Here is a 12,681-nt window from a genome sequence, read left to right on the forward strand (position 1 = left end):
CTACCCGCGGCCGTCGACAGAGCCGCGTTCGCGCCACACCTCGACGCCCCGATCGTCCATCGTCAGCGTGATCAGGCCGTGCCGATCGGTGCGGGCGATCACCGCCCCGATGGAGCCCAGGATGTCGAGCGTCTCCTTCCTCGGATGCCCGTAGTCGTTGTCGACGCCCACCGTGACGAGCGCGACCGCCGGGGCCAGCTCTTCGTACAGCGTCGCGTCCTGGTCGGCGCTGCCGTGATGGGCGATCTTCACGACCTCGTACGAGTCGGCGAGGCCCCCGTCGCCGCGAAGGGCGCGCTGCGCCGCCGCCGAGAGGTCGCCCAGCAGCAGGGTGTGCGGGATGCCGCCGCCCTCGATGCCGAGCACGACGCTGCCGTCGTTGCCCTCGCGGAACGAGTGACCGATGGCCCGTGGCCACTCGATCTGCCATGATGCCGCGCCGAGACGACCGCCGAGGCCGGCATGCCCTTCGACGGTGCGCGCTCCCGCGGCGCGGAGCGCCGCGACGATCGCTCGATCCTCTGCGGAGGCCGGAGGGCCGTGGACGACGGTGTCGACGCGCCCGACGACGGCATCGAGGCCGCCGACGTGGTCGAGGTCGAAATGCGTGAGCACGAGCAGGTGGATGCGTCCCAGGCCGACCCGTGACAGGCAGGCGGTGAGGGGTGCGGGCACGGGGCCCGTGTCGATGAGCGCGACGACGCCTTCGGACCGCAGCAGAACGGCGTCGCCCTGGCCCACGTCGCACGCCGCGATCGACCAGTCGCTCGGGACGGTCAGGGGCCCGGCCACCCCGCGCAGGGCGACGGCCCCGCAGACCACCCCCACGGTCGTGGCGAGCGCGATGCCGGCGATCCACCGGATCACGGCATCCGCGCGAGGCCCCCTGCCGGAGGGCGCGATGACGAGTGCCAGCGCACCGCCGAGCGCGGCGAGCAGGGCGACTCCCGGCCACCCGTCCACCCATGGCAGCAGGGCCTCCGGCAATCCGGCCACCGCGTTCGCCGTCGCGGCGATCCAGGCGGACGGCAGCCAGGCGAGCGCGGTGAGGAGGGCGGCGGCCCACGGGATCGGCGCCGCCAGGCAGGCGAGCAGTCCGACGATGGTGGCGACGGGGGCGGCGGGACCGGCGACGATGTTCGCGAGCACGCCGTACAGGGGCACCGTGGGCGAGACGAGCACGATGAGCGGCCCGCACGCCAGCTGGGTCGCCAGTGGCACCGACAGGGCGAGGGCGATCGCGCGAGGCATCCACCGTGTCAGTCCCCTCGCGAGCGGCGGCGCGAGCAGGAGCAGCGCGCCGGTCGCCAGCACGGAGAGACAGAACCCCAGCGAGCCGCCGAGCCAGGGGTCGGAGACGAGCAGCACGATCACGGCTGCGCAGAGCACCGCCAGGCCGGCGCCGGTGCGTCCGAGCAGCACCGCGAGCATGCCGACTGCCGCCATCGCGGCTGCCCGGAGCACGCTGGGCTCCGGAGTCACGAGGATCACGAACCCCCCGAGCGCCACCACTGCGACGCCTACACGCACACCGCGCCGCGCCCCGCAGGCGGCGGCGGCCGCGAAGGCGAAGCCCACGACGATCGCACAGTTCGCCCCGGATACCGCGGTGAGGTGCGTCAGCGAACTCGCCTTCATGGCGTCGTCCAACGCGGGCTGCACAGCGCGCGTGTCCCCGACCGCGAGTCCCGGGAGCAGGCCCGCGCCCGGCTGCGGGAGCACCGAGGCGCCCTGCACCAAGTCGCCGCGGAGCGCGGAGGTGAGCCCGAGGACGCCGGGAGGTCCTCGCACCACCTCGACCCCGCGCGAGGCGAAGACGAGAAGAACAGCCCGGTCCCCGTCATCCGCCGCCATCGCCGTTCCCCGCGCGATGATCTCGCTGCCGAGGTCGAGCACCCCATCCGTGACATCGTGCGCGGCGACGGAGATGGACACCGGCACCGCCAGCGGGACGCGCTCGCTCCCCACGACGATGCTCGACGCGTCGGCGTCGAACCGCAGCCGACCGTTCGGGCCGTGCTCCGCCTTCGTGGTCACGACCGCGCGGACATCCACCGCCCGGCCGCCGGCGAGCGAGACGCCGAGCGCGGCCTCGCGCGCTGGCTGGGCCATCGCCACGTGTGACGCCACGGCGGCCGAGAGCGCGAGCGACAGCACGAGAACGATCAGCGCGCCGCGGCCCGCCCGGGTGCGGTCGCCGTGCGCCGCCCACGCCAGGCCGCCGATTGCGCCGGCCCACAGGGAGGCCGCGAGCCATCCGGCTGCCTGCGGGGCGAAGACCGCCGTCAGGGAGGTCGCCCAGGTCACCACCGCGATGGGCACGAGCCTCGTGTCGCGGCCGCTCGTCCTCATCGTTGTGTACATCGTCACAGCGTCACGAGCGTTCGGAGGCTTTCGAGCATCTTGTCGCCGATGCCCGGCACGGCCAGCAGATCTTCAAGGCTCGTGAACCGGCCGTTGGCGTCGCGCCACTCGAGGATGCGCCGGGCCATCGCCGGCCCGATGCGCGGCAGGGTGTCGAGCTCGGCCTCCGTCGCCGTGTTGAGGTTGATCCGGCCGTCACCGGCATCCGGTCCCGCGCCCGACACGGCGGAACCGAGGGCCGCGCTCTCGCCCTCCGTCGGCACGTACAGCTGCTCCCCGTCCCCGACCTGCCGCGCCAGGTTGACGGCCGCTTCGTCGGCGCCCTCGAGCATCCCTCCGGCCGCCGCGACGGCGTCCACGACCCGTGCGCCTTCCCGGAGCACATAGAGCCCGGGGTCCGAAACCGCTCCGAAGACGTGGACGTACAGCTCTGCCGCCTCGTCGGCGCCCCGATCCTCGTCGAGGACCACCGATTCGGTTGGAGCGGCGCTCCCCCTCATGATCCCGATCCCTACGGTGACGGCGAGGGCGAGCAGAACGACCACCACGGCGGCACCGATGCCGAGGCGCCAGCGGGTCGCGGGCCGCGCGTATCCCTCGACCGACGTCACCCGTCCACGCTACGAACGCGGCGCGTCTCCCCCGGCGCCGATCGACGCGTCCGTGGACTCGGTCGGTCGCCGCAGGGCTGGGGAGGAGGCTACGCCGGCTTCGTCGTGAAGCTGACGACCTTGGGGGGCCGCACCACGGCGCGCACGATCTCCCGATCGCCCACCGAGCGGAGGACGCGTTCGTCCGCGCGGGCGAGCGCCTCGAGTTTCGCGCCGTCCACGCGCGCCGACACCTCGAGCGTCGCGCGGACCTTGCCGTCCACCTGCACGACGGCCGTCACGGTCTCCTCCACCAGGAGGGTGGGATCGGGCTGGCGCCAGGGGACGAGACCGACGAACGGCGGGTAGCCGAGCATCTCCCACATCTCCTCGGCCATGTGCGGCGCGAACAGATCGAGGATCATCGCGGTGACCTCGGCGGCCTCGCGCACGGCGGGATCCGCGGGCCCGGGGCCGCTGTCGATGGCCTTACGGGTCGCGTTGATGAGTTCCATGAGCCGGGCGACGACGACGTTGAACTTGGTCTGCTCGATGAGCCCTGGGGCGTCCGCGAGCAGGCGGTGCGTCACGCGCCGGAGCGCGGGATCGCCGTCGGCCCACTTGACCGACGGATCGCTCGAGACGTCCTTCGCCACCCGCCATGCGCGCGCGAGGAACTTGTGGGCGCCCGTGGTGGAGACATCCTCCCAGTTGATGTCGTCCTCGACGGGGCCTGCGAAGGCGATCGCGACGCGCACCGTGTCGGCACCCGGGTTGACCATGCTCGAGGCGAACTCGACGAGGTTGCCCTTGCTCTTGGACATCTTCGACCCGCCGAGCAGCACCATGCCCTGGTTGATCAGCGTCGAGAAGGGCTCGGTGAAGTCGATGAGCCCCATGTCGTAGAGCACCTTGGTGATGAACCGGGCGTAGAGCAGGTGCAGGATCGCGTGCTCGACCCCACCGATGTACGAGTCGACGGGAGCCCACCGGTCGGCCTCACGGGAGGAGAACGCCTGCGTCGTATCGCCGGCGCCCAGGAAACGCAGGAAGTACCACGAGCTGTCGACGAACGTGTCCATCGTGTCCGGGTCTCGGCGTGCCCGCGCGCCGGTCTCGGGATCGGTGACGTTCATCCACTCCGCGGCCGCTCCCAGAGGCGAGGTTCCTTTGGGCTTGAGGTCGAGGCCCTCCGCGTCGGGCAGCGTCACCGGCAGCTGGTCTTCGGGCACGGGCAGGATGCGCCCATCCTCCGTGTGGATCATGGGGATCGGCGTGCCCCAGAAGCGCTGACGCGAGATCAGCCAGTCCCGCAGGCGGAAGGTCTTGGCGGCCCGGCCGGTGCCGGCGGCCGTGAGCTGTTCGATCACCCTCGCGATCGCGTTGCGCTTGGACAGGCCATCGAGCGGACCGGAGTTGATCATACGGCCGTCGCCGGTGAGCGCGATGCCGGTGCGCGCCGGGTCGATCGACTCGAACGCGCCACCATCCGGATCGATCGGCACGCCGTGCTCGTCGACCTCGATCACCGGGATCGCGCCGGTCACGGGCGCCGTCGTGTCCACGACGACGGTCACCGGCAGGTCGAAGGCGCGCGCGAAGTCGAGGTCGCGCTGGTCGTGCGCCGGCACCGCCATCACCGCGCCGTGGCCGTAGTCGGCCAGTACGTAGTCGGCCGCCCAGATCGGCAGGCGGACACCGTTCACCGGGTTGACGGCGTAGCGCTCGAGGAAGACGCCGGTCTTCGGGCGATCCGTGCTCTGGCGGTCGATGTCGGTGGTCTTCTGAACGCGGCTCAGGTAATCCTGGAAGCGCATCCGCACCTCGGGGGATGCGCCGGCGACGAGTTCCGCGGCCAGGTCCGAGTCGGGCGCGACGACGAAGAACGTGGCCCCGTAGAGAGTGTCGGGACGTGTGGAGAAGACGGTGACCTTTTCGGGGTGGCCCTCGATCTCGAAGTGGATGTCCGCGCCGATGGACCGGCCGATCCAGTTGCGCTGCATCTGGATGACCTTCTGCGGCCAGAAGCCCTCCAGCTGGTTCAGGTCATCCAGCAGACGGTCGGCGTAGTCGGTGATCTTGAAGTACCACTGCGTCAGCTTCTTCTTGATCACCTCGGCGCCGCAGCGCTCGCAGTGCCCGTCGACGACCTGCTCGTTCGCGAGGACCGTCTGGTCGTTCGGGCACCAATTCACCGGGCTGTCCTTGCGGTACGCCAGGCCGCGCTCGTAGAGCCTCAGAAACAGCCACTGGTTCCAGCGGTAGTACTCCGGGTCGCTAGTGTGCAGGATGCGCGACCAGTCGTATGACGAGCCGTACTCGCGGAAGCTCTTCTTGTGCTGCGCGATGTTGGCGTACGTCCACTCGCGGGGATCGGCACCGCGCTGGATCGCGGCGTTCTCGGCCGGCAGGCCGAACGAGTCCCACCCGATCGGATTCAGGACGTTGTAGCCGCGGTGGCGCCAGAAGCGCGCCACGACGTCGACGTAGGCGTAGCTCTCGGCGTGACCCATGTGCAGGTCGCCCGACGGGTAGGGGAACATGCCGAGCACGTACTTGCGCGGACGGGCGTCTTCGGACCCGCCCGCACGGAACGGGTCGGCCTCGGCCCAGCGCGCCTGCCACTTCTCCTGGATTGCGCGCGCGTCGTATCCGCCGCCTTCCTGGGGCGGGGCGGACTCGGAGGCAGGGCTGTATGACACGGAGTGGGACCAATCGTGCGTATGTCGGGGGTGCGCGAAGGCGCTCTTTCCAGATTACCCCGGACAGGACCTGCCCCCGGCGGGCCGCGGTTCGCGCCCGTCGGCGCTCACCAGCCCGGTGGAAGCGGCGCTCCCAGCGCGGCGAGGGGCGCGCGCGCCTTGATCCCGACCTCCGCGACCTCCGCCGCGGCATCCGAGAGCCACGTGATGCCTCCGCCGGCTCCGACGTATGCACCGCCGGGGTGCGTCACGATGCTCCGGATGATCATCGCCAGATCGGCGGACCCATCCCGGCCGACGTACCCGAAGCATCCGGCGAAGATGCCACGAGGCCCGCCCTCGAGGCGGTGCAGGATCGTCATGGCCGACAGCTTGGGGGCCCCCGTCATGCTGCCGGCGGGGAAGCAGGCGACGAGGAGGTCGTCGACGGTCGAGCCGGGCCGGAGGCGGCCGGACACGGTGCTGACCAGCTGATGCACCGCCGCATACGATTCGACCTCCAGCAGCCCCTCGACCCGGATCGAACCGGGGTCGCTCACCCGCGACAGGTCGTTGCGCATCAGGTCGACGATCATCACGTTCTCGGCGCGCTCCTTCCGGTCGGCGCGCAGCTCCGCCGCAAGGGCGGCGTCGGCCGCGGCATCCGCCGCCCGCGGACGCGTCCCCTTGATCGGCCGGGTGCGCACGACTCCCCCGGCGACGGTGAGGAACTGCTCCGGACTGGCGCTCAGGAGGGCGACGTCGCCGCCCCGGATGTAGCCGCCGTGGTGGGCGGGGCTCGATGCGCGCAGGCGCCGGTAGGCGGCCGCCGGATCGAGCGGGTGATCCGCGGATGCCGTCAGCTCGAACCGCGTCGTGAGGCACAGCTGATACGCGTCCCCCTCGCGGATGGCGTCACGGCAGCGCTCGATGAGAGTGGCGTAGGTCTCGGGGTCGTGACGGCCGGCGACGGTTGCGGATGCCGCGGCGGGAAGCGTCGTGTCGGGCACCGGGTCGGTCGCGGCGGCGACCCGCGCGGCGAGTTCGGCCGCCCACTCCTCCGCCTCGACGCCCGGCGCGACGGCCCAGATCTCCCGTCGCGCGTGGTCGAAGGCGGCGAATCGCTCGGCGCGGAGCCAGACCTCCTCCGGGATGCCCTCGTCGGGCTCGGCGATCGGCGCCCCGGCGATGGCGGCCCCACGCTCGTATCCCAGCCACCCGACCCAGCCGCCGTGGAAGGGACCGGCGGGCCACTCGCCCGCCGGCGTGGTGTCGCACCGCACCGAGCGCACCGCCCCGGCATCCGTCTCCCGCTCGCCGCGGCCGAGGTAGCTCCAGCCCGTGTCGGCCTCTCGGCCGGCATCCAGCCAGAACGCCCCGTCGAGCGTCGCCTCGTGTGCCGCGAAGAGGCGCTCGGGGTCGGTCCAGCCGTCCACGGCGAGGGCGGCGAGATCGGCGGACATGCTCCCCAGGCTATGGGGAGCACCTCGCCGTAGGCTCGTTGTGTGAACGAGTTCCTCACGTGGCTGCTCGATGTCGTGCAGAGCGTCGACCCCGTGGTGCGGACTCTGCTCGCGGGGCTCGCGATCCTCCTCGAGACGAGTGTGCTGATCGGGCTCGTCGTGCCGGGTGACACCGTCGTGATCGTGGCAGCCACCGCGGTCTCCTCTCCCCTCGAGGCGGTGCTTCTCGGGGTCGCCGTCGTGATCGGCGCGCTGATCGGCGAGAGCATCGGCTTCTGGCTCGGACGATGGCTGGGGCCGAAGATCCACCACTCGTGGGTGGGCCGCAGGATCGGGCAGGAGAACTGGGAACGCTCCGAGCGCTATCTGCGCCGCCGGGGCGGCCCCGCGATCTTCATCTCCCGGTTCCTGCCCGTGCTGCATTCCCTCGTCCCGCTCACGGTGGGCATGAGCGGGTTCCCGTACCGGCGGTTCCTCGCCTGGACCGCTCCGGCGTGCGTGCTGTGGGCGACCATCTACATCTCCGTGTCGGCCCTCGCGGCCGGCACGTACAGGGAGCTCGCCGATACGGTGCACTTCGCCGGGTATCTCTTCGTCGGGATGATCGTGCTCTTCCTCGCCGTCGCGTTCCTCGGCAAGAAGCTCATCGAGCGGCTGGAGCGCCGCCATATGCACGATGACGTCGACGAATCAAGCGCCACGACCCCGGGAAACGGCGTGGAAGACTAGGGGGAATGTCTCCCAAGATCCACTGGTTCGCCCGGCTCGAGCACCGCTATCACGCATGGCGGGAGCGCCGAGCGCGCCGACGAGGCATGACCGCGACCATCGCCCCGTTCCCCGGCTACGGCGGCCCTGGCTGGGTGCGCGTCGTCGGTCGTGCCCTGATCGTGCGGCCGCCCAAGAAGACCGAGACGGGTGAGTACGCGAGCGTGCGGGGCTGGCGCAGCTTCATCGGGATCCCGGTCGCATTCGCGCAGGTCTCGATCAGCGTCGGCGGTCAGCGGTTCGAGATCGTCGCCGACCGCGGTGGCGTGCTCGACACCCGCATCGAGGCGCATCTCGAGCCGGGATGGCAGACACTGACGCTCTCGGTCGAGGGCGGCGAGCCCGTCGAGGCGCGCGTGTTCGTCGTCGGCCCCGACGTCACGTTCGGGGTCATCTCCGACGTGGATGACACGGTGATGGTCACGGCGCTGCCCAGGCCCTTCATCGCCGCCTGGAACTCGTTCGTGGTGGACGAGCACGCGCGGCTTCCCGTGCCGGGGATGGCGGTGCTGCTCGAACGGCTGGTGCGAACGCACGACGGTGCGCCGATGGTCTACCTCTCCACCGGGGCCTGGAACATCGCCCCGACGCTCACGAGATTCCTCTCCCGGCACCTGTTCCCGCCCGGTTCGATCCTTCTCACGGACTGGGGCCCGACGCACGACCGGTGGTTCCGCAGCGGCATGGAGCACAAGCTGAGCAACCTCCGGCGTCTCGCCCAGGAGTTCCCCCGGGTGCGGTGGCTGCTCATTGGCGACGACGGGCAGAAGGACGAGCAGATCTACACCCAGTTCGCGAAGGAGTTCCCCGATTCCGTGGTCGGCGTCGCGATCCGCCGCCTCTCCCCCACCGAGGCCGTGCTGGCGGGTGGCCGCAACGTCGCAGACGATCACCTCGAGACCGACGTGACGTGGGTGACTGCATCCGACGGAGCGGGCCTGCTGGAGCGGCTCGAAGAGGTCGGGCTCGCGAACTAGGTGCGTCGGCCGCGCCGCTCGGTGGGGCGCCTCGAAGAGGTCGGGCTCGCGAACTAGGTCCGTCGGCCGCGCCGCGCGGTGGGGCGCCTCGATGTCGGCGCCCCGCCATACGCTTTCCTCGAATTCATCTTCGATATCGGGGGTCAGCGGGATGCAGGTCGAGGAGACGATCGATGTGGTGACGGATGCCGCGGGCGCGCCCCTGCGGTTCGAGTGGCGCGGCGTGACCCACGGGGTCACGAGCATTCCCGAGCCGTGGGTGGGGCGACGTCCGTGGTGGCGCGAGTCCGGGCGCGCTCCGCGGGGGCGAGCGCTGATGCTTCTCGAGACGTATGAGTGGCGGGTGGATGCTGTCTCGCTCACGGGCGGTGGCGCCGACGGGTCGGAACCGCTGGACGGGACGTATGACATCGCGTTCACGCCGGACCGCGGGTGGGTGCTGATGGCGGCGAGCCACGAGAGGCTCGAGGCGCAGCTGTTCGCATAGCGGCGGGCAGGTCGTCCGCACGGTCGCGTGTCGGCGTCGCCACGTAGGCTGGGCCGCATGTGTGGACGCTTCGTCGTCGCGAGAGCGGCATCCGATCTGGTCACCTTTCTGGATGTCGACACCATCGGCGAGGACCTGCCCCCGGAGAGCTACAACGTCTGCCCCACTGATCGGGTGGCCATCGTGCTCGACTCCGTGAAGACGGATCCGCCGACCCGGCGGCTCGAGGCGGCGCGGTGGGGTCTCGTCCCGGCGTTGGCCGAGGACCCGTCGGTCGGTGTCAAGGCGTTCAACGCCCGGGCCGAGGAGCTCGAGACCAAGAGCCTGTTCAGGGACGCGCTGGAGAAGCGACGCGCCGTGGTGCCGGCATCCGGTTACTACGAGTGGCAGACCGAGGGTGGCACCAAGACCCCTCACTTCATCCACCCCGCGGACGGGTCGACGTTGCTCATGGCAGGGCTGTACGAGTGGTGGAGGAACCCGCAGCTCGCAGAAGACGACCCGGCGCGCTGGCTGCTCAGCTTCGCAATCCTCACCCGGAGCTCGACCGGCCGGCTCGGCTCCATCCATGACCGCATGCCGGTCTTCGTGGACGAGGCCCACGCTGAGGCGTGGCTGGATCCGACGACCGAGAACGTGGGCGACGTGCTGGACGCCGTCATCGACGCCGCGCCCGAGGTGGCGGAGACCCTGGACGATCGCGTCGTGTCCAACGCCGTCGGCAACGTGCGCAACAACGGTCCGGAGCTCATCGAGCCGGTCGAGTCGGTTGAGCCGGTACAGTCCGTTGAGCCGGTCTGGCTCGTCTGACTGAGCCCGTAACTCCCAGCCGTCCGCTTCGCAGGTCCGGCGAGGAACCTCCTCGCCGGCTGATACATATCCCATCGTCTTCGCGTCTGAGACGGCGCGAAGCAACCACAGGTGCGCGGAAGCGATTTGCGGTGCCGGTCGACCGCCTTTGAGAGCCCTTGGTGCAAGCCGGCGCGTGACTCAACATGATCCGCGCCCCTCGCATCACGTCCGGAGCACCGTGGCATCACGTCCGGAGCACCGTGGCATCACGTCCGGAGCACCGTGTTCCTGACGCCTATCCTCGAGAGGTGAGCTCGTCCGTCCTCTCCCCCGCGAACGTCGTGTCCCTTCCAGAGACCGTGTCCCTTCCAGAGACCGTGTCCCTTCCGGAGACCGTGTCCCTTCTACAGACCGTGTCCCTTCCAGGGACCGTGTCGCTTCCGGGCGCCGAGTGGCGTGCCCGCGAAACCGCGCACCGCCACCGGGCCGACGCCCTCACCGCGGACCATCGGGCACGCTCATCACGGGGCGAGAAGCACCCGATCTGGGACTTCCTGTTCACGTACTACTCCTACAAGCCCGCGGTGCTGCGGCGGTGGCATCCCGGTGCCCACGTGCAGCTCGAGGACGCGTCCGCCGAGCCGCGCGCGCAGTGGCGCTGGTACGCGCCGGGAACCGCTGCCGGCAGCGTGATCGTGGACTCCGCGTCGTTTGAGCGCGAGAAGGGTGCTTCGCTGGCGCTGATCGAACGCATCCTCCGGCAGACGGCCGCGCGCCCTGGCGCGTACGGCTGCTTCGGACTGCACGAATGGGCCATGGTCTACCGGCAGGGCGAGCACCGGCATCCCGTGCCGCTTCGACTCGGCCAGGACGCGACCGACGCGGTCGTCGAGGGGCATGAGCTGCGCTGCACGCACTTCGACGCCTTCCGCTTCTTCACCCCAGAAGCGGTGCCGCGCAACCGCGACCGGCCGTCGCGGGAGGCGCAGCCGGCGATGGAGCAGCCCGGCTGCCTGCACGCCGGCATGGACGTCTACAAGTGGGCGGTCAAGCTCGGCCCCCTGGTGTCGGGCGAGGTCCTGCTCGACGCGTTCGAGCTCGCCCGTGACATCCGACTGCTCGACATGCAGGCCTCGCCCTATGACATGACGCCGTGGGGCGGCGAGCCGGTGCGGATCGAGACGGCCGAGGGCAAGGCGGAGTACGTGCGCCGCCAGCGCGCCTTCGCGGAGCGCTCCAACGCGCTGCGATCGCGAATCCTGACGGCCTGGCGGCCGACCGCTCACTGAGCCGGCGCGCACGCCGGGCACGGAACGAATCGGCCGCTCTCCGCCCCGACGTTCAGCCGGAGCTCGGTCACGCGTGTGGCGGCCTCCTGCAGCCGCTGCGCGGGCAGCGCGCCGTTCTCGATCGCGGCGACGATGCCCTCGACCATGCGCGGTGCCGTGTCGGGAGTCGAGAGCACCACGGCCAGCACCATGTCGTTTCCGGCGGCGATCGCGGTCACCGCATTCGCGACCGGGTCCTGATACGCCGGGATGCCGGAGGACTGCAGCATCCCCAGGTCGTCGGTCACCGCGAGCCCGGTGAACCCGAGATCTTCACGCGCGATCCGGTGCCACTCCGGCGAGAGCGTCGCCGGCGCGGCATCCACGGCCGTGTACGCGAGATGCCCGAACATCAGCGCCGGTGCACCGGCGTCGATGCCGGCCGCGAAGGGCAGCGCCTCGGATGCCCGCCACTGCTCCAGCGGCATGCCGGTCGACGGGATGCCTGCGTGCGAGTCGCCGGGGGCCGCGCCGTGCCCGGGGAAGTGCTTGAGGGTGGATGCCGCGAACGGCGCTTCGCCGGTCACGGCGGCGCCGACGCGAGCCGATGAATCCGCCGCATTCGTGCCGAGGGACCGGCGGTAGATGAATGAACCCGGGTCGTCGGTGAAGTCGGCGACGACCCCGAAGTTCACCCCGATGCCTGCCCTGTCCACGAGCGCTCCGCGCCCGGCGAAGGCCGCGGCCGCCGTCTCGGGCGCAGCGCTCTTGAGTTCGAGCGAGGACGGGAACTCGTCCCACGGCAGCCGGCTGACATCGCCGCCCTCCTGGTCGATGGCGATGAGCGGGGGCAGTGCGGGGTCGATCGTGAGCGCCGCCGTGACGCCGCGCAGTTCCGCCTCCGAGCCCGGGATGTTGGCGCCCATCAGGATGAACCCGCCGATTCCGGCCGTCTGCATGTACGCGCGGAGGGCGCCGGCATCCGTCGTCGGGACGTGCCCCATGACGACGCTCGAGGCGCGTTCGCGAGTGGACATCTGCGCGACTCGTGCGGATGCCGCCTCCGCGGTCTCCCCGGCGGCCGCTGCCTCGATCCGCACACCGGAGCGCTCCGAATCCGGACCCGCCGTCGGTGCCGGGGAGGTCGCGGCTGCCGCGGATGTGATGGCGGCAGCCAGCAGCAGTGCCACCCCGATCGTCAGGCTGCCGAGCCGGACGATCGCGGCGCGGAATCGCGGGCGCGCGAGCATGCGCCCAGCCTACGTCCGGCTCCCTGAGCGGGGGTCGAGCG

The 12,681-nt window shown here is 71.1% G+C and carries 10 protein-coding genes; 5 read left to right on the forward strand and 5 right to left on the reverse strand.

What is annotated here, in order from left to right; translation table 11 throughout:
• The 4 genes from ACPW96_RS11505 to ACPW96_RS11520 all read right to left on the reverse strand — a co-directional run bounded on the left by ACPW96_RS11505 (position 1) and on the right by ACPW96_RS11520 (position 7,098).
• Entirely contained in the window at positions 1–2,364 is a 2,364-nt protein-coding gene (locus ACPW96_RS11505) for a ComEC/Rec2 family competence protein (protein WP_425883233.1), read from the reverse strand.
• Between the two features lie 2 nt (positions 2,365–2,366).
• Positions 2,367–2,975, reverse strand: a complete 609-nt coding sequence (locus tag ACPW96_RS11510) for a ComEA family DNA-binding protein (protein ID WP_425818525.1) — start codon at positions 2,973–2,975, stop codon at positions 2,367–2,369.
• An 89-nt stretch (positions 2,976–3,064) separates the two neighbouring features.
• The gene (leuS, locus tag ACPW96_RS11515) at positions 3,065–5,656 is read right to left on the reverse strand and encodes a leucine--tRNA ligase (RefSeq protein ID WP_425883234.1); all 2,592 of its coding nucleotides are present in this window, start codon (positions 5,654–5,656) and stop codon (positions 3,065–3,067) included.
• Between the two features lie 107 nt (positions 5,657–5,763).
• On the reverse strand, positions 5,764–7,098 hold the full coding sequence (locus ACPW96_RS11520) for an anthranilate synthase component I family protein (protein ID WP_425883236.1): 1,335 nt from the start codon (positions 7,096–7,098) through the stop codon (positions 5,764–5,766).
• 42 nt (positions 7,099–7,140) lie between these two features.
• Between ACPW96_RS11520 and ACPW96_RS11525 the strand changes: the two genes are divergently transcribed.
• The 5 genes from ACPW96_RS11525 to ACPW96_RS11545 all read left to right on the forward strand — a co-directional run bounded on the left by ACPW96_RS11525 (position 7,141) and on the right by ACPW96_RS11545 (position 11,411).
• Positions 7,141–7,827 (forward strand): DedA family protein, encoded by a 687-nt coding sequence (locus ACPW96_RS11525; protein ID WP_425818531.1) that lies wholly within the window; start codon positions 7,141–7,143, stop codon positions 7,825–7,827.
• A 5-nt stretch (positions 7,828–7,832) separates the two neighbouring features.
• Positions 7,833–8,843 carry an App1 family protein gene (locus ACPW96_RS11530; protein ID WP_425818533.1) on the forward strand — a complete coding sequence of 337 codons (1,011 nt, stop codon included), beginning with the start codon at positions 7,833–7,835 and terminating at the stop codon, positions 8,841–8,843.
• A 151-nt stretch (positions 8,844–8,994) separates the two neighbouring features.
• Complete coding sequence (locus tag ACPW96_RS11535) at positions 8,995–9,330, forward strand: DUF6504 family protein (protein ID WP_425883238.1); 336 nt, start codon at positions 8,995–8,997, stop codon at positions 9,328–9,330.
• A gap of 57 nt (positions 9,331–9,387) precedes the next feature.
• On the forward strand, positions 9,388–10,140 hold the full coding sequence (locus ACPW96_RS11540) for an SOS response-associated peptidase (RefSeq protein WP_425883240.1): 753 nt from the start codon (positions 9,388–9,390) through the stop codon (positions 10,138–10,140).
• A gap of 377 nt (positions 10,141–10,517) precedes the next feature.
• Positions 10,518–11,411, forward strand: coding sequence for a 3-methyladenine DNA glycosylase (locus ACPW96_RS11545; RefSeq protein ID WP_425883386.1), 894 nt, complete (start codon positions 10,518–10,520; stop codon positions 11,409–11,411).
• Here ACPW96_RS11545 and ACPW96_RS11550 read toward each other — a convergent pair.
• A complete protein-coding gene (locus ACPW96_RS11550) occupies positions 11,405–12,640 on the reverse strand; it encodes a glycoside hydrolase family 3 N-terminal domain-containing protein (protein ID WP_425883241.1) in 1,236 nt (411 codons plus the stop codon). The genes ACPW96_RS11545 and ACPW96_RS11550 overlap by 7 nt on opposite strands.
• Positions 12,641–12,681 lie beyond the last annotated feature (41 nt).

This window comes from Micromonospora sp. DT81.3 (assembly GCF_049847225.1).
GTDB lineage: Bacteria > Actinomycetota > Actinomycetes > Actinomycetales > Microbacteriaceae > Microbacterium.

Excerpts from the sequence above, each read along its gene's own strand:
- ACPW96_RS11530 (WP_425818533.1), top strand. The coding sequence starts at position 7,833 with ATGTCTCCCAAGATCCACTGGTTCGCCCGGCTCGAGCACCGCTATCAC.
- ACPW96_RS11535 (WP_425883238.1), top strand. The coding sequence starts at position 8,995 with ATGCAGGTCGAGGAGACGATCGATGTGGTGACGGATGCCGCGGGCGCG.
- ACPW96_RS11520 (WP_425883236.1), bottom strand. The coding sequence starts at position 7,098 with ATGTCCGCCGATCTCGCCGCCCTCGCCGTGGACGGCTGGACCGACCCC.
- ACPW96_RS11550 (WP_425883241.1), bottom strand. The coding sequence starts at position 12,640 with ATGCTCGCGCGCCCGCGATTCCGCGCCGCGATCGTCCGGCTCGGCAGC.
- ACPW96_RS11540 (WP_425883240.1), top strand. The coding sequence starts at position 9,388 with ATGTGTGGACGCTTCGTCGTCGCGAGAGCGGCATCCGATCTGGTCACC.
- ACPW96_RS11505 (WP_425883233.1), bottom strand. The coding sequence starts at position 2,364 with ATGTACACAACGATGAGGACGAGCGGCCGCGACACGAGGCTCGTGCCC.